At 56.0% G+C, this 16319-nt stretch carries 16 protein-coding genes; 6 read left to right on the plus strand and 10 right to left on the minus strand.

The features are described 5' to 3' along the window. Positions 1–207: a cold-shock protein gene (locus tag C4S74_RS17385; RefSeq protein WP_009674668.1), complete on the plus strand. Its 207-nt coding sequence runs from the start codon at positions 1–3 to the stop codon at positions 205–207. Between the two features lie 286 nt (positions 208–493). Here C4S74_RS17385 and C4S74_RS17390 read toward each other — a convergent pair whose 3' ends face one another. The 4 genes from C4S74_RS17390 to C4S74_RS17405 all read right to left on the minus strand — a co-directional run bounded on the left by C4S74_RS17390 (position 494) and on the right by C4S74_RS17405 (position 4196). Then, positions 494–1690: a cytochrome P450 gene (locus C4S74_RS17390; protein ID WP_103996565.1), complete on the minus strand. Its 1197-nt coding sequence runs from the start codon at positions 1688–1690 to the stop codon at positions 494–496. A 106-nt stretch (positions 1691–1796) separates the two neighbouring features. Continuing rightward, positions 1797–2738, minus strand: a complete 942-nt coding sequence (locus C4S74_RS17395) for an alpha/beta hydrolase (RefSeq protein ID WP_103996566.1) — start codon at positions 2736–2738, stop codon at positions 1797–1799. 414 nt (positions 2739–3152) lie between these two features. Further along, entirely contained in the window at positions 3153–3704 is a 552-nt protein-coding gene (locus C4S74_RS17400; protein WP_103996567.1) for a DNA-3-methyladenine glycosylase, read from the minus strand. Positions 3705–3719: 15 nt separating this feature from the next. Continuing rightward, positions 3720–4196: a hypothetical protein gene (locus C4S74_RS17405; RefSeq protein WP_103996568.1), complete on the minus strand. Its 477-nt coding sequence runs from the start codon at positions 4194–4196 to the stop codon at positions 3720–3722. A gap of 184 nt (positions 4197–4380) precedes the next feature. On the opposite strand from C4S74_RS17405, the gene C4S74_RS17410 reads away from it, so the two are divergent. Continuing rightward, complete coding sequence (locus C4S74_RS17410; RefSeq protein ID WP_146065511.1) at positions 4381–4704, plus strand: DUF4183 domain-containing protein; 324 nt, start codon at positions 4381–4383, stop codon at positions 4702–4704. Here the strand turns inward: C4S74_RS17410 and C4S74_RS17415 are convergent. Continuing rightward, entirely contained in the window at positions 4658–5563 is a 906-nt protein-coding gene (locus C4S74_RS17415; RefSeq protein ID WP_103996569.1) for a polysaccharide deacetylase family protein, read from the minus strand. The two genes, C4S74_RS17410 and C4S74_RS17415, sit on opposite strands and share 47 nt — an antisense overlap. A gap of 64 nt (positions 5564–5627) precedes the next feature. On the opposite strand from C4S74_RS17415, the gene C4S74_RS17420 reads away from it, so the two are divergent. Next, positions 5628–6209, plus strand: coding sequence for a TetR/AcrR family transcriptional regulator (locus C4S74_RS17420; protein ID WP_103996570.1), 582 nt, complete (start codon positions 5628–5630; stop codon positions 6207–6209). A 60-nt stretch (positions 6210–6269) separates the two neighbouring features. Further along, positions 6270–8120 (plus strand): alpha/beta fold hydrolase, encoded by a 1851-nt coding sequence (locus tag C4S74_RS17425; protein WP_103996571.1) that lies wholly within the window; start codon positions 6270–6272, stop codon positions 8118–8120. 45 nt (positions 8121–8165) lie between these two features. Here C4S74_RS17425 and C4S74_RS17430 read toward each other — a convergent pair whose 3' ends face one another. Together C4S74_RS17430 and C4S74_RS17435 are read right to left on the minus strand one after the other, a co-directional pair. Then, positions 8166–11255: a hypothetical protein gene (locus C4S74_RS17430; RefSeq protein WP_103996572.1), complete on the minus strand. Its 3090-nt coding sequence runs from the start codon at positions 11253–11255 to the stop codon at positions 8166–8168. Positions 11256–11731: 476 nt separating this feature from the next. Continuing rightward, positions 11732–12196, minus strand: a complete 465-nt coding sequence (locus C4S74_RS17435; RefSeq protein WP_103996573.1) for a ferritin family protein — start codon at positions 12194–12196, stop codon at positions 11732–11734. 318 nt (positions 12197–12514) lie between these two features. Here C4S74_RS17435 and C4S74_RS17445 point away from each other — a divergent pair, with 318 nt between their 5' ends. Beyond that, positions 12515–12847: a hypothetical protein gene (locus C4S74_RS17445; RefSeq protein WP_258042518.1), complete on the plus strand. Its 333-nt coding sequence runs from the start codon at positions 12515–12517 to the stop codon at positions 12845–12847. 64 nt (positions 12848–12911) lie between these two features. On the opposite strand, the gene C4S74_RS17450 is transcribed toward C4S74_RS17445, so the two are convergent. Together C4S74_RS17450 and C4S74_RS17455 are read right to left on the minus strand one after the other, a co-directional pair. After that, entirely contained in the window at positions 12912–13217 is a 306-nt protein-coding gene (locus tag C4S74_RS17450) for a hypothetical protein (RefSeq protein ID WP_103996575.1), read from the minus strand. Positions 13218–13367: 150 nt separating this feature from the next. Next, the gene (locus C4S74_RS17455) at positions 13368–14129 is read right to left on the minus strand and encodes a MerR family transcriptional regulator (RefSeq protein WP_103996576.1); all 762 of its coding nucleotides are present in this window, start codon (positions 14127–14129) and stop codon (positions 13368–13370) included. Positions 14130–14271: 142 nt separating this feature from the next. Between C4S74_RS17455 and C4S74_RS17460 the strand changes: the two genes are divergently transcribed. Further along, on the plus strand, positions 14272–15501 hold the full coding sequence (locus C4S74_RS17460) for a sodium:proton antiporter (protein ID WP_103996577.1): 1230 nt from the start codon (positions 14272–14274) through the stop codon (positions 15499–15501). 87 nt (positions 15502–15588) lie between these two features. On the opposite strand, the gene C4S74_RS17465 is transcribed toward C4S74_RS17460, so the two are convergent. Next, positions 15589–16179 (minus strand): DedA family protein, encoded by a 591-nt coding sequence (locus tag C4S74_RS17465; RefSeq protein ID WP_103996578.1) that lies wholly within the window; start codon positions 16177–16179, stop codon positions 15589–15591. Between the last annotated feature and the right edge of the window lie 140 nt (positions 16180–16319).

Below are 16319 nucleotides of genomic sequence, written 5' to 3' on the forward strand. Positions count from 1 at the left end.
ATGCATTATTCCAAAAAGAACATGGAACCTGTTCCAGAAGAAGAGATCACCGTTTGGGCGTGCAGCCAAGAAAGCTGCGTATGCTGGATGCGGGAAAATTTCTCGTTTAATCAAGTCCCTCTCTGTCCGATTTGCAAATCCGAAATGGTTAAGCAAGTCAAGATGCTTCCTGTGCTTACAAACCATAACCATAACGCCCTGGGTTAACACCGTCCCGTTTCACTAAATGTCAGCAAAAAAAGCCGAGACCTTCAGGTCTGGGCTTTTTTTGCGTTATTTGGATCGGTGCGGTCCGGCGGTGACGCTTGCCGGGTAAGCCGGGCGGCAGCCGCCCGGACAAACGCGAAAACGTCATTCGGGTTTAAACCGAAGGGACCGGCACGGCAGGCCGGGTATAGGCGGTCCCGGCTTACCGACCGCCGCGCAGGGCCGCAACGCATCCTGGGAAGCGTCCGAAACCGGCAGGCCGGCATCAATACGGCCATCGGCTGGACTAGCCGAGCCGCTTCGTCGGCGTAAACGTCAGCGGCAGGCTGCTCACGCCGTGGACGATAAACCCGCGGGCGGGCGTCAGCGGCTCCCGGTCCGCCCGGGCCAGATCCGGCAGGCGCTCCAGGATCGCCTGAAGCGCTACACGCGCTTCCAGGCGGGCCAGCGGAGCGCCGAGGCAGAAGTGCATGCCGTGGCCGAAGGCGATGTGCGGGTTCGATTCGCGTGCGATATCGAACTTGTCGGCATCGGCGAATTTGCCGGCGTCGCGGTTCGCCGAGCCCATCCAGGCCACGACACGGCTGCCGGCCGGGATCACCTGGCCGCCGATCTCCACGTCCTGCGCGGCGGTGCGGAACATCGCCTGCAGCGGCGACCGGAAGCGGAGCACCTCCTCGATCGCGGACGGCAGAAGTTCCGGCTGTTCACGCAGCTTCGCGAGCTGGTCCGGGTTTTCCAGCAGCGACAGCACGGCGTTGCCGATCAGGTTCGTCGTCGTTTCGTTGCCGGCCACCAGCAGAAGCGCGCAGAAGGAGAGAATATCGCCTTCGGAGAGATGCGTGTTGGATTCTTCGGCGGCAAGCAGCGCACTGATGAGATCGTCCCGGGGTTCTTCGCGCCGGAGGGCGATGATTTTGCGGAAATAATCGTTCATTTCCTCATGCGCTCTCTGCGATTCGCTGTTGGTCGCTCCGACGACGGAATCTGCCGACGCCACAACTTCATCGGACCAATGCTTGAACTGCTCGCGGTCTTCGCTCGGAATTCCGAGCATCTCCGCAATGACGATGACGGGCAGCGGGTACGAGAAATCGCGGATCAGATCGATGCGGCCCGTCTCCGATACCTCGTCGAGCAGCTCGTGAGTAATCGCCGCAATACGCGATTCCAGCGCGGCGACCGCTTTAGGCGTGAACGCCTTGCTCACCAGGGTCCGCAGCTGAGTATGCCGGGGAGGATCCATCGTAATGAGGCTGAATCCGCCTTCTTCCCGGTTGTCCTGCTCCGCCCCTTCCTCAAATTTGGGGCGATGCTCGGAAGAAAACCGTGCATGGTCGAACAGCACTTGTTTGACGTGCTCATAGTCGAAAACCGACCAGATTCCGAGCGGTTCCATGAACATGACAGGCTGATTTTGACGAAGCTGTGCATACAACGGATAAGGGTTTCTCAAAAAGTCCGGCGAAAAGAGCGTAGTCATTTTATACCGCCTCCAAAATAAGATGTACGAGCGCTGTCCGTTCTCGGGCCATGCTTGTTGTTATGTCATCTATGTCGCTGTATAGGGCTGCCGTTTACCGTTTTTTTTACCGTTTATCCGTGCCCAAGGCCAGCCGAAGCTGCGAGGCCATCTCATCCAGCGCCTCCTGTGCGGCAGGGACGAACTTGTGGAAGTTGGCAAAGCCGTGAATCAGAGTTTCGTAATTCTTGTACACCACTTCGACTCCCGCCTGGACAAGCTTGTCCGCATAAGCCTTGCCGCTGTCTCTGAGCGGGTCGTATTGAGCGGTCACAATCATCGCGGGCGGCAGTCCGCCGAGATCTTTATGGTGAATGGGGTAAGCATACGGATTCTTCACTTCTTCCTCCGTGTTCAAATACTGCTTCGAAAACCATTCCATCATCCCCGCCGACAGCAGGTAGCCTTCCTTATTCTCGCGCAGCGAAGCCGGGTCCTCTTCGAGGAAGCCCGCGGCAGGATAACAAAGCAGCTGGTACACGATTTCCGGGCCGCCCGCTTCTTTCGCCTTGATGCAGGTAACGGCCGCAAGCGTTCCTCCCGCGCTGTCCCCGCCGACGGCAATTCGCGTAGGATCGATGCCGAACTCTTCCGGGCGGGAAGCGATCCACTGAACAGTCTCGTACGCGTCGTCCACCGCCGCCGGAAATTTGTGTTCCGGTGCAAGACGGTAATCCACGGAAATCACCCGGGCATGAACCGAGTTCGCCAAGTTCCGGCAGATGGAGTCATGCGACTCCAAATCCCCGACTACAAAGCCGCCGCCGTGAAAAAAGACAAACACCGGCCAAGGCCCCCGGCCTTCAGGCGTGTAAATCCGGACGGGAATATCCCGCCCCTTCAGCGGAAGCTTCCGGTCCTCTACTTGCTTGACCTCCTCCACCCCGAAGGTGAAGGCGGCATTTCCCGTCCCTTTGCGGAGGTCCTCCGGCTTCAGTTCCTCCCAAGACGGCAGCGGATGTGAATTCATCTGTTTAAGCATCATGGCAATACGCGGATCCACCGGCATAACGTTTCTTCCTTTCGAATTAAGCGTTCCCCCTAAGGAAAATGAAGCGCAATAAGGGGACAAAAAAGGACCAGGATACAATCGCACGATCGGATATGGAGTTCAACATTTGGTTTCATAGTGAAATATTTAAACACGGAACATTTCACTTATCTAAATGTTAATTGCCGGGGAACCGAAAGTCAAATTTAGGGTGTTCCCCTAATTTTCACAGGATTTTGTCAGCTTGATTCCAAACGAAAACAGCCCGCCTCGGCTTGTCCGGAACGGGCTGTGTATGTTTCGGTGCGTATACGGGGGAGGATGCTTACGCTTGCCGGGCTGATCCGCAGCAATGGATTTTGCCGTGAGAATCTCTTGCTGCGGAACAGAAATAGCTTCCCCGGCCCTCTCCGGCCCCTGGCGCCAGGCCGCTCACTCCGCCACAAAACGCCATGGATAGTCCACCGCCTTGGTAATACCGATCCGCGGTGTGACGAGAACCGGGCCCGCAGGCGGGGTTCCACTCTCCAGCGCTAATCCTTCCGGCGGCACCGCAAGAAGATTGCAGCCGTTCAGATTGCGTGTGATCCCGAGACCCTGGGCCAGTTTGCCGGGACCGTTCAGCAGGTTCCGGTCCGGGGCACCCCCGCGGTTGCCGCGGATCAGCTCCAGCCCCTCCAGGGGCCTGGCCGCACGCAGCAGCACAGCACCCACCCCGCCCGGTTCATGGGCGACGACGTTGATGCACAGATGCATCCCGTAAATGAGGTACACGTACAGACGTCCCGCCTCGCCGAACATAAGGCGGTTTCGCGGGGTAACCGCCCGGCTGGCGTGACTGGCCGGATCGTCGGAGCCTCTGTAGGCTTCCGTTTCCGTAATCGCGACGCGGATCAGTCCCTCCTCCGTCTGCCGGACAAGCTCGCATCCGAGCAGTTCCTTCGCTACCGTTACGGTATCGCGTTCCAGAAATGACGCGTCCATTTTTTCCGCCCCCCTTTAACTCCCGTATTTCTCCTGCCATGCTTCGCGCCAATCCGGAAAAGAAACGGAATGGACTTCTTCCAGCGTTTTACCGTCCAGCGACCAGCCGCTGCCGGCCGAGCCGTATTGATCCTGAGGAAACGAGGTCCCGCCGAAAGGCTCCCCCTCATTTTCATACACATAAACGTCGACCTTTCCTTTGGAAAGCGGATGGCCTTTGACGACAAATTTTTGGACGCGGATCATTTTGCCCAAATAGCGATCCGGGTCTACGGACTGGAGACCCCAAACTATTTTACCCGGTAATTTCTTAAGCACATCCTTCGTCAGTTCGTAGCTTTGGACTTCACCCTCGTAAGACAAAACGCGATAGCCTTTGTCCTCCAGATAGCTTTTGGCCAAACTGTGCTCCCGGGGAACTTGAACTTCCCCGCTGCCGTTACATGCTGCCAGCAAAAGAAAAATGAGGAGCGCGGCCCGTCCCGTTTTCATGAAAATCCCTCCTTTTCGGCGCTTGAAGCGGCTTACCGGCATTCTTTTTAACGCTGCAAAAAAACAGGCCCGCCGCACAGGTTACGATCGGGTCCCGGCAGACGCCCGGTTTACGGCGGCCTCTCTTTTGCATATATAAACAGAAAGAAGAGTGAGAGCTCCGCTGCGGAAGGAGGCAGGTGCGGTGCGGCTTAACCGGAAGAAACGAAAACGAATCCGCAGAACGTCCCACTCAGGCTCCCTGCGTGTCCTCCAGGCAAAAACGGCCGTATTTGTCACGTTTTCCGATGGAATCCGGCGCAATTACGGCAACCGCGACCAGGACCCTTCCTACGGCCATATACGAATACCCGACCCCCGCACCGTGTCCTACATCAATCTGTTCGTCAACGCGGTGCTACAGCCGTCGGGCCTGTACCGGGCCAAGCAGTACGGCGGCTTCCTTGGATGGGGGAATTTTTTTAAAGGACCGCCCTCTGTAATCTTTGCAGCTCCGACCAGCCGATGAGACTTATTCCTTCGGCGGCAAGGAGATCTTTTATGACGGGATCGCGAAAAAGGCGGAATTCCCACTCGCGCTTCTGCCAATGAGGGTTGATCGCTTTCAATTCCTCGGCGGGCAGAGCCGGATGCAGAATGAACTCCGAGACCCCGGGCTTAAGAGCCCTCAATAGCTCCATGACGGTTTCCCGGAAGCTTTCGTAGGTTTCCCCTTGTTCCGTATGAAAAGGAAGGCCCAGCAAATAATCCAGAATCACCACGCCTTTGGCATCGGCTTGAGCGGCGCGCAGCCCGGCCAGCTTGGCCGCTTCGGCCGGCACCTCCAGTCCCATGTCCACGTAACGGGGAATGCGGAAAGGAAGACCATAGGACGCGCAGATATCAAAGACGATACCGAGGAAATCCCGCCCGGTGCCCAGGCCGTACAAGCTTCCCATGTGATTGTCCAGATGAGTCGGCATAACGCCCATCCTCATCGCCAGCTCGATCTGGCTCACGATCTCCGTCCGCACCTCATCGGGGTCGGCTCTCCGCTCGAATGACGCGGAATCCGCGGGAAAGTAACCTTCCCGCGTAACGAGCGACGCGACGCTCCCATGCCGGGTTACCGGTCCCCATTTGTACGGCGCCCATTCGCTCGTAAATGTCAAGTGGACGCCCACATCCGCCTGAGGATGGACGGCCGCCCACTCCGCGGCTTCTTTGGCCCAGCCGCACGGCATCATGACGGTCGCCGACGAGACCGCTCCTTCGGCCAGAAGCTGCGCGATTCCTTCGTTCGCGGCATGACACATGCCGTAATCGTCCGCGTTGACGATCAGCAGTTTTTCAGCCGGGCGGTAGCCCAGCGCTTCCGCAAGACTCATCTTCTCCCCTTCTTTCCGAAAGTAAAGATTGACGAAACCCCTTTTAGTACTATACAGTAGTAATATGAAAACAACCAAACGACCTTCCAACCGGGACAAAACCCTGGATACCGCCGAACACCTTTTTCTGACAAAAGGGTTTCTCCTTACCAGTATGGACGAAATCGTAACCGAGAGCAAAGTCTCCAAAACGAATATTTATTATCATTTTAAAAGCAAGGAGGAGCTGCTCGGAGCCGTTGCGGAAAGACTCGTCGGGCGTTACGAGGAGCTTATCCGTGAAGCCGGTTCCCGGAGCGGACTGGCTGTCCCGCAGAAAATAGCGGCGATCGGCGAGCTGCTGATGCAGAAAGAGGACGATTTCCTCGGAGGCTGCCCTTTTCTGACGCTGTACGTCCAGACCTCCAGAGAGGCCGGATTCGTAAGGGAGCGGATCGGGCGTTTTTTCCGGGAACAAACGGTGTACCTCGAAGGGCTTCTCGCGGAAGGCGTACGCAGCGGAGAGCTGAGAGCAAGTCTGGAACCGGGTCCTGCGGCCGCCCTGATCATTTCCGGTATAGAAGGCGCGCTTTTCCTCCAGCATGCCAGCCCTGATTCCACTTATATGCAACAAGTGCTTCCCGCTTTAGCCCAGCTGCTAAAGTAATTTTTTTACGCTATTTTAGTACTGCATAGTAGTATATTATAAATTCAGAGGTGTTCGTTCATGGCTCATATCTTTATCACCGGCGGAACCGGCTTTATCGGCCGGCACGTGCTCCGGGCTTTATCCCTTCCGGGGGAGGGTCAGCCCCATCAGCTTACCGTCCTTGTCCGGTCTCTCACCCGCTTCGATGCTATTCTGCAAAAAGAAGGGCTGGAGCGTTCCCCGTACATCCGTCCCGTGAAAGGCGACCTGTCGCTGCCTTCGCTCGGGCTGGACGATACCGGACTGGAGCTTGCCGGCCAGGCGGATATTCTCCTGCACATGGGCGGCCCCATGGACATCGGGCTGGGACCAGAGGAAGCCGAGAGCGTGTTTTTCCGTTCCAGCGGAGAGATGGTGTCTCTGGCGAAACGCATCCGCAAAAGCCGGGGACTGAAGCATTTTATTCATCTGGTAGGCTTCAAGAGCCCTTATCACGAAAATAACGCCGATCTTCCCGAACATATCGGGCATCCCGGCGAGCCTCCTTACGAGAACCGCAAGCTGGCCGCAGACCTGTATATCCGCAAGGAGCTGTACCGCGAAGGAATTCCGCTCTCCGTCGTGAATCCCAGCGTCGTGATCGGGGATTCCGTCACCGGCGTCACGGAGCAGACGGGGGGCCTCGGCATCCTTGTCGACTCGGTCCGGCGCGGTCTGATGCCCCTTTCGCCCGGAGGCTCCGGACACTGGCTGCCCATGGTGCACGCCGATCATGCGGCCGCATTCATCGCCGCGCTGGTCCGGGAGGAAAAGCCCGGGAACGGTACGTATTTTCTGCTGGATGAAAAAAGCGGCAGCCCTGATATGCGCGAGCTGGCGGCTATGATCGCCAAAGAAATGCGAGTCCGAAAGCCCGTCGGCACGATGCCTCTTCCCCTGCTGGCCAAGGCCCTGGGGACAAAATGGGGCCGTAAAACCGGCATTCCCGCGGAATCCATGAATTTTATCGCGGATGCCGATTTTCCTCTCGCCTCCAAACAAGCTTTGGAGCGGAAATACGGGCTGGAGATGGGGCTTAAGAAGGAAATTCTTCCCCATACCGTCGCCGACCTGGATTACCGGCTCTCTCACGGGGAGGCGGGCCTGCCGGATGCAGGATTTAAACCCGGCAGGCTGGGCAAGCTCGCCGTGTGGTTCCGCCCGGAGGGCACCGGTATCCCGATCGTGCTCCTGCACGGGACTTTCAGCGGGGCTTTCCCGCTGCTCCCGGCCGCTTCCCGGCTGAACGGCCATCCCGTATACGCCGCTGATTTGCCGGGCTTCGGGCGGTCGCCCTATCATCATGGCCGGGATGCGGTCGCCGGGTATATCGAGGCGGTCGCCGAGGCCTTGAAGGAGCTGGGACAGCCGGTGGTGCTGGCCGGCCACTCCTTCGGAGGGCTGATCGCCGCCAAGGTGATGGAGCGGCTGCCCGGCCATGTCCGCAGGGCGGTACTTCTGCAGCCGGCCCTGCATCCGGTCCTTGCGGCTCCCGGGGCGGCGCTTCCCCCGCTTGCAGGAGCCTGGCTGAAGCGGATGACGGAGCGGTCGCTGGTCCGGAAGCTGCTGAAATCCGGCAGCTTTGCGGACAGGGAGGACATCCCGCAGGAATACGTGCGCTACGTGCTCCGGGATTTGGCTTCGCCGCGTGTCCGCAAAACGAACGCGGATCTGTTGGCCGCGCTCGGTAACGCGGGGACGTTCGGCCTGAGCCCCGGGAAGTGGGACTCGGACAAGGTCCGCCTCGTCTGGGGAGGACTCGACCGGCAGTACCGTCTGCCGCCCGCTTTCCGGCACCTGCCCGTAACGGAAATCCGCGCCGGGCATCAGTTTCCGATCTCTCATCCTGACATGACGGCCAGGCTGATTTTGGAGGCGGCCCGGGTCTGACGGGAAAAGGATCACAGCTTACCCGCGGGCTGTGATTCTTTGGTTTCATTTAACCGCCTGCGGTCCGCCGGGCAGCAAAGCTTCCGTGAGCCTGAATTGTGTCGCGGCCTCAATCTTTCCAAGATAAGGTGCGTTCGCAGCCGTATAGATCGTACTCGTTCCCCTGCCCAGCTCCTGCAGGGAAAGCGTACGGCGGAGAACGAGGCCCGGCGGCCTCCCCGGAATCCCGCCGTTCTCGTCCCATACGGTTTGGAAGGTATGAAGCGGCAGCTGACGGTTATTCAAAACGACCGAAATCTCAGGGTACGTTCCGATAATGCCCGTTACGGGCTCCTTTAGGCCCGGAAAGTGCACAAGAAGCTCAAACAAGGAGGAATCCCGATGGTTCCTTACGGGACGAAGCAGAATGAGAGCATCCGTATAAACGAGACCCGGCTTTCTTCCGGAAGAGCGGTTTACTTGAAATTCGGCGATAATGCGCGGAATGGCCGCTTGAAATTCGGCTATCTGCCGCAATTTTTGAAGAAGTGGGGCGGCGTCTGAAAACAAAGTCCGGTAGAATGCCTGCAAATTCCCTATAGGCACGGCTTCCCGGATGGCACTCACGATAAGCTCCGGTGTCAGGATAATGTCGAGCGGAATGAGGGGATTGCCGCCCGGGACCGGAATGAGTCCGCCGCCGATGCCGGCGTTTTTCAGAATTTTATCCAGCGCTTCGCCGAGGCTTTCATTCCCTGTCAAAATTCCTCCCAGGCCGCCTCCGAGCACATCCCCTAGACCGCCTCCGATGGCACCCCCTAACCCTCCTCCGATCGCATCCCCTATTCCGCCGCCTATATTCCCCAAACCGCCGTACCCGGCAGGTCCGCCGGAGAAAAACGGTCCGCCGAGCGGTCCCGGCAGCTTGATCGGCACCTTGATGCTCAGATTCAGGTTCAGATTCGAACGCTTGAACTGCTGCAAAATCTCTTGAAACACATAATCCGTGAAGGCGGGGAAGTTCCCTTGATCCTTCATCGTATCGGCTACCTTCTGAGGGTCCAGGGTAACCTTGCCCAGTTCGTTCATGATCGGGTTCAATACGGCGTCGGGAAGCAGACTGTTGATGGCCGCGTCTACACCGTCCGCGACAAGCGATCGGATTTGTGAAGGCAATCGTTTTATGACCTCATCGGCCTGCCCCCGGATAGTACGCCTGAGAGGCTCCGTCAGAACAGACCGGATGAAGGTTTGGAATCTTTTCCAGGTATCACTGAGAATACGGCCGAAAATTCCGAACAGCGCCAGGAGTTCCTCCCCAAGAACTTTAAGAAATGCCTCAAGCACCGCTCCGATGATTCGTGAAGTAAATGTAGTGGATCTCGTCAGCAGGATTTCAAGCAGCGTACCGGCCAGCTTCTCCAAATTACCGCCTCTCGGTGTCCAGTCCGTTTGCCGTAAATTTTGAAGAAACGAAGAAGTAGAATCGGCATCTATCGGAGTGAAGATAACAAGCATTTCATCGAATGCATGCTGCGGTACAAAATTAGTCAATTGAGCGGCCGCTTCTCTAAACCCTGCCTGTAAAGGCGGGATGAGGAAATGGTTGACAGGCCCCGTCAAATCGAGCAGCCTGACGATATTGGGATTCGACAGCTGATTGGCCGCTTCATTCAACAGCCCGCCGAGCTGCCCTTGTATATGCATGGTAATCCCTTTGAATATGCGGACCAGGGTCCTTCCGGCAACCGCGAGCAGCGCGGAGGAAAGCGCCTCCCGGACGAAGGTCCGATCATAGCCTCCCTGATTCAAGACATAAGGAAGCCCGACACCGGCCGCTATTTCAAGCGCGGGAATCAGACCATTTTGTAAAATGACCCCCATTTCCCCAATCCCGGCAGCGGTTTGCTGGATGGCTTGCTTAAAAGCCGGCGACTTCAGCTGCTGTTCCGCAAAAGCTTGGAGCCCGGAGGTCAGTCCGGCCAAAAGAGCCGCCTGGTTAGAGCCGCCGTTATAGCCGAAGATCGCAGCAGCGCTCGCTTGAGGATCGCCCGGAAAGGCGTTTTGGAAAATATTCAGCACAAGGCGGGTTTCTTCTGAGCGGGAAAGGAGGGTCTGAAGCGGCTTTGCGGTTAAATAGGCTGTCAAATCCGATTGAGAAAGAGCCGTGCCCGGACTCCGGCCCAGTGCGGTATTGATCTCATTCGCTATGTTCTCAGGCGCCTGAACTTCCAAAGGCCCGGTGAACGGATAGAGCGTGAGCTTGCTCCCCATATGTTTGTTTAATGCCGTTAACAGATTGGCGGCCGCCCACTGCTCCGTGCCGTTCGCGCCTGTCTCCGCAAATCTTTTCAGCAGCCATCGCTGCCCTTCCGTGATTATGACCGCGATGCTTCGTTCACCGGCCTGCTCCTTCGGCAGCTCTCCGATTTCATAAGCAAGCCGTGAGCCGATGATTAGGGGTGCTTCAAGAGAGCGGATCATGCCGGACGCCCCCGAACCTGCGGAAGCGATTATTCGGGTGATGGCGGCTTCCGCATAACGGGTGATCAGTCTCCGCGGATTGTCGAAATTAACTTCTACGAATGCACGGTACCCGCCGCCGACCTTAAAACCGTACCCGGCCTCGAAAATATACTGAAATCCGGGTTTTCCGAATTCGCCATTCGCCAGAAAAGTTCCGGAGGCGACTAAATTGGCATAGGCCATGATTGCCACGGCCGCTTGAGCATGCAGCTCTCCCTGTATCGTAATTTCTTTGAGAAAAAGCTCGAACATCTCCATCGGAGCACCTTTCATATCCGGCATTCCCCCGACAGCGTCCGTAAGATCCTTGATGGACATTCTTGGCCGCAGGCCGATCCCGGCCGCAAGACTGGCAACCGCCTGAAGCCGTACCGCTAGGCCGGCCTCTTCGAACAAGTCCAGCGGCGCCTGTGCCTGTGCTTGGAAAACCGCTTTCCCGCCGGCCTGCGCAAATACAGGCACATTATTCATTTTGGCGACAAACGATTCCGCGGCGCCCGCTTTGAAATCAATTCCCCGTCGGCGCTCATTGGAATACTCGACCTTCCGGCCGCCTTTTACTTGGCTCCACGAAACGACGGAACCAGACTGATCGCTAAAAATTTGCCGATCTTGTTGAGTCTCTGGCAATGACGATCACTCCTTTCTGTTTTCGCGTTCCTACGTTCCATTATATGGCAGTTATTTTTGTTCATGTTTCCCGCTTCCGGTCTTCAGCCGTTCTCTAACCCCTGGCCATGCAGACCGTTTGTCCGGCAGGAATCTCTTTCTGACGTCAAAAAACCCCGCATCCGCGTGTCGGCGGACTGCAAGGGTTTATTAAGAGCAAGCGGAGAAAAGTAAACGCGTTAACTTTCCGGAAGCCGGAAGTGCGGAACCTCATGCCGCCAACTGCATCCCCCAATTGGTAGCACTTACTTTTATGGTCGGGCGTTCTGTGTCTCCACCCTGCTACTTTTACCATACTGAATATACCGGCGTCTGAACATGAACGGAAATGACCGATCCCTGCACTTTTATTACTTGTTTTCGAGGCAAAAAAAGAAGCTCTGCGGCAGAGCCTCTTTTTCCGGCTTATTGCTCAAACGGGACGAATGTCCGGCCGGCTATTTATTTTTCGCGTAAAGCCAGTTGTAGTAGCCCGCATGCTTGATCTCGTCCGTCATAATTTCGAATATCCAGTCGCGGTATTCCGGACGGATGTTCAAGTAGATCTTTCTGTATTTTTCGAATGCCTTAAGCTCTCCGAGTAAAGCTTTCTCGATCCCTTCCAGATAACCGGCCGGCAGGGCTTCCTTACTCTCCGAACCTGCGGGCGCATTCGCCCCCGTTAACGCCGTGTACAGCTTGCGGAACATCTGCCTGTGCTTCCGCTCGTCATCGCGGATTCCCGTAATGATCTCCTTCTCCTGCCGGGTGGGGGCTTTACCGATAAGGAAGTCGTAAAAAAGCTCGTCGTCCCTCTCCCCTTGGATAGATTCGAGAATAAGCGCGATCACCTCGGCTTCTTGCGGGTTGTACCGGTACGGATAAGGAGTTGAATATAATCGGGCGGCACCCGGAACGTACATGTCGATTCCTCCTTGCAGGCTTCTGCTTGGAATAAGGATATTCAACCCGGAGGAATAGGTGAAAGCCCGCTCCTCTAGGAAGCGGTGAGAAACCGGTCAACACGTCCGATTTTGGAACGCCTGCGCCGGAAAAACATATGCTGTACAATAATGGCTTTGAAGATAAGGGTGAAAATAATGGACAATGAAGACGGTAAGCGTATTGTCACGTTTATCATCGTGATTATTATAGCCTCTGCCTTTATAGCAGGGTTCGGAAAAGAAGAGGGTGGAGGTGTTACCGGCACGGTTATAGTATAAAACGGATGGTGACGATCCATGAAAAGAGGGAATGGAGCTGCGGGCGGGAACGGCGGCGTATTCGGCGGCAGAAACGGGAACGGCACTAAAAACGGCAGCCAAAACGGCAGCGGCAACGGCAACGGCAAGAAGAAAAAAGAAAGCAGGCTTACTCCGCAGCAGCTTGCGGTCGTGGTTGGACTGCTTACGAATTCCCTCGAAGTGTTATCCGTGCTGATAGACAAGGACCAGAGAATCGAAATCGTACTGGAGGGCTCGATCCGGAAAAAAACCGAAGCGGACCGGGTTGCGGAGGAGCTGGAGAACATCAGTGTGGCTGAGCTTATAGAAGCGCTCATACGGAGGGGTTAAGGAATTCGCGCGAAAAAAATCCGGCGCACGGTGTTTGCCTCCGCATGAAGGCGTCAGACGCGCTTCAATCAAGCAGCCGGAACCGCTCCAGCTGGTCGTGAATGCCTTCTTTCCATAAAATTTCTTTCTGCTTGGGGCCGATCAGATCAAAATGCGGAAACGGGGCCCGGTTATGAATGTACCCGGGATTCAGCCCGTGAGAAGCGCACCAGTCGGACAAGCGGCCGAGGTCGGAACAGCCGACTTTCGTAACCGTCGTAATGCCGGGAAAGCGCGGGTCCAGCCAGTAATGTGTCAAATACGCGATATCTCCTCTTGAAACCGCCTCTTTCCAGCGCTGCAGTTCCTCTCTTTTCACTCCGAAAGCCAACCGGTTCTCCCCCTTTCCGGGCATGATTATACGAGTCATACGGGCTGTAAAAGCCCGGCGGCTGCGTTCAACCGAGAAGCTAATTATACCGCAAAAAACCGCCGGGCAACATACGCCCGGCGGTTGTCCGCGACACGCTTCGCTTCGCCGTCAATCGGCGGCCGCCCAAGATTCCGCGGCGGCGTGCAAATAATAAGCCAGGCCGGTCTGCTGGCTCTCCAGCATATGCCGGTGAAAATCGTCCGTCATAAAAAACTTCGTCTGGTTAACGTAGTCTTGCGGCCCGAATGTGTGCCCGGCTTTGTTCAGGAAATCCAGATGCTCCCGCAGAAGCGTTCGCACGTCTTCGTGATCGAACTTTATGCCGTTTTTGAGTGCGGCGGCCATTCCGTCGGTAAACCGTTTTGCCTCCGCCGCCTGCCCGTTCAAAGCCTCCACGTCGATAGTTCCCTTCTCCAGAAGGTCGTACCCGTACGTTTCTTTCAAATATTCATTCTGCTCCGACAGCGCCTCTTTCCATTCCTCTTCCTTGCCGAATCCCTTGAACATGTCTGCCATCTCCATCCATTCTCCTTCCGAGGCATGCCGGATCGACTCCCGCAGCGTATGAAGAAGCTGCTCCAACCGCGCTTTCCGCGCCGTGAGCAGTTCTTCCTGCTCCGATAAAACAGCCATCCGCCGGGGCTTATCTTCCAGCACCCTCCTGATTTTTTCCAGCGGAAAATCCAGTTCCCTGTAAAACAAAATCTCCTGCAGGCGCTGAAGCTCCTCCATCCCGTACAGCCGGTAGCCCGCTTCGCTGATTTCCCGGGGCGGCAAAAGTCCGATTTTGTGGTAATGATGCAGAGCCTTTACCGTTACACCCGACACCCGTGCGATTTCCTTAACGGTCAAGAGTTTATCGCCGCGCATGGTATTCCTCCTTTCCTGTCAAAGTCTAAAGGCTCCTCCAAGAGGAGGGTCAAGAAGAATCCGCAAAATTTTATACATTTTACCGGTAACCGGGTATTAGTAGGGGATACTGATCAAAAAGGAAAAGGAGACAGCCTATCCCATGCACCATTTTAACGAAATCTTTATCCAAATTCTTGTTCTGCTCGCGGTTTCCATGGCCGTTATTGCAATCGCCAAAAAACTCAATCAGCCTTATTCCATCGCGTTGGTCCTGACGGGCCTCCTGCTCGGCCTTGCCCGGATTCCCTTCCTTGAAGCGGCGGAATCCTTCATTACACAGTCCCATGTGTTTCAGGCGATTATCATTTCCCTGTTTCTGCCGATTCTGCTCGGAGACGCTACGCTCAAACTGCCCTTTTCCCATCTAAAAGAACAAAGCAAGCCCGTTCTGGCACTGGCTTTCGGCGGTACTTTGCTGTCGTTCCTGCTGATCGCCTTCGCTTCTTATTACCTGCTCGGGCTGCCTCTCGTCGTGGCTTTTACCTTTGGTGCTTTAATGAGCGCGACGGACCCGATAAGCGTCATCTCCATTTTCAAGTCCCTGGGAGTTCCCAAACAGGTCGTCACGATTATCGAAGGAGAATCGCTGTTTAACGACGGAATCGCCGTTGTCTTGTTTCAGATTTCTTCGGTGTACTTGCTGACCTACCTCGAAATGGGCTGGGCCGGAGCGGGCAGCGGGCTGCTTCTGTTCCTTCAATTTGCACTCGGAGGCATGGCTGTAGGCGCGCTGCTCGGCTTCGCGTTCTCCCAGCTTATCCGGTTTTACGACGACTATCCCCTCGAAATCGCCTTCTCCATGCTGCTTTTCTTCGGAAGTTACTTCATCGCGGAGCATTTCCACGTGTCCGGAGTCATCGCGGTCGTTGTGGCCGGGCTCATTTTCGGGAGTTACGGAGCCAAAATCGGCATGTCGGACAAGACCTTCATGAACATTCATTCGTTCTGGGACGTCATCACGCTTATCGCGAACTCGCTCATCTTCCTTATGATCGGACTGGAAATCCGGAATATAAACTTTGCCGATAAATGGGGCATGATTGCCGCGGCTGTCATTCTCGTCCTTCTCGGCAGAACGATTGCCCTCTATGCGAGCGTCTTCTTCCTGAAAGATTTCCCGCGGGCGTGGAAAAACGTGCTGAACTGGGGCGGGTTAAAAGGAAGCTTGTCCATCGCGCTCGCTTTAAGTCTTCCGCAAGATTTCGCGGGGCGGGACGACGTGCTCGTCCTTACATTCAGTATCGTCCTCTTCTCCCTTCTCGTCCAGGGCCTGACGATCAAACCCCTTGTCCTCAAACTGGGGCTGAGCCGGCAAAAGAATTCGTCCTGAATACGGCGGCCGGCTGAAACGCTTGCGCCTTTTCTTATTAGAGATGCACTTCCATGCAAAAAAAACCGCCCTTGCACGGGCGGCTCTCTAAGTTTGTGACTTCTTCGCCCTGTTCCTCCAGAACAGGAATAAACCCCCCGCAGCACAGCCGATAACGAGGACGAGCTTCGTCTCCGGAACGATCAGAAGCCGGGAAAGATTGTCGCCCCACTGCCGCCCGATTGCGTAAAAAATCAGCGTCCATACCCAGGCTCCGCTGTAGGCATACAAAGCGAACTTGGCGTAGCGTTTGCCGTATGCGCCCATGAATACCGGAACGATGTACCGGACACACGGGATAAAACAGCTGATGCAGAGCGCAGCCGTGCCGTATTTATCGAGAAGCTGCTCGGAAGACGCGAAATACCGGGCGAATCTTTCCTTCTCCCGCAGCCGGTGAATGAGACGTTTGCCGAATACCCGGCCGATCAAGAATCCGATCGTGACTGCCGTGGCCAGCCCCAGAAAAATGCATAAATAAACGAGCCAGGGATTAAGCAGCCCCTCGGCTCCGATAACGCCGCCGGTCATCACGGTCACTTCATTGGGTACCGGAATGCCGAAAGGTCCCAGCGCCAGAGCCGCGTAAAAAAACGTATATCCGTACTGGTCCACCAGCTCCAGGATGAGATCCCCCATCACCCTCCGACCTCCTTTGTGTATATATAAGTACCTTTCCGACTCCAATCTTAATCTAAAATTGTTACGTTTTTTTGATAAGGGCCCTGAGAAATACCGGAAATACTCGTCCCTGCAAAAAAAACAGATAAAAATAAGCG

Origin of the sequence: Paenibacillus sp. UNC499MF, from assembly GCF_900107975.1 — a bacterium.
Taxonomy (GTDB): Bacteria; Bacillota; Bacilli; order Paenibacillales; family NBRC-103111; genus Paenibacillus_F.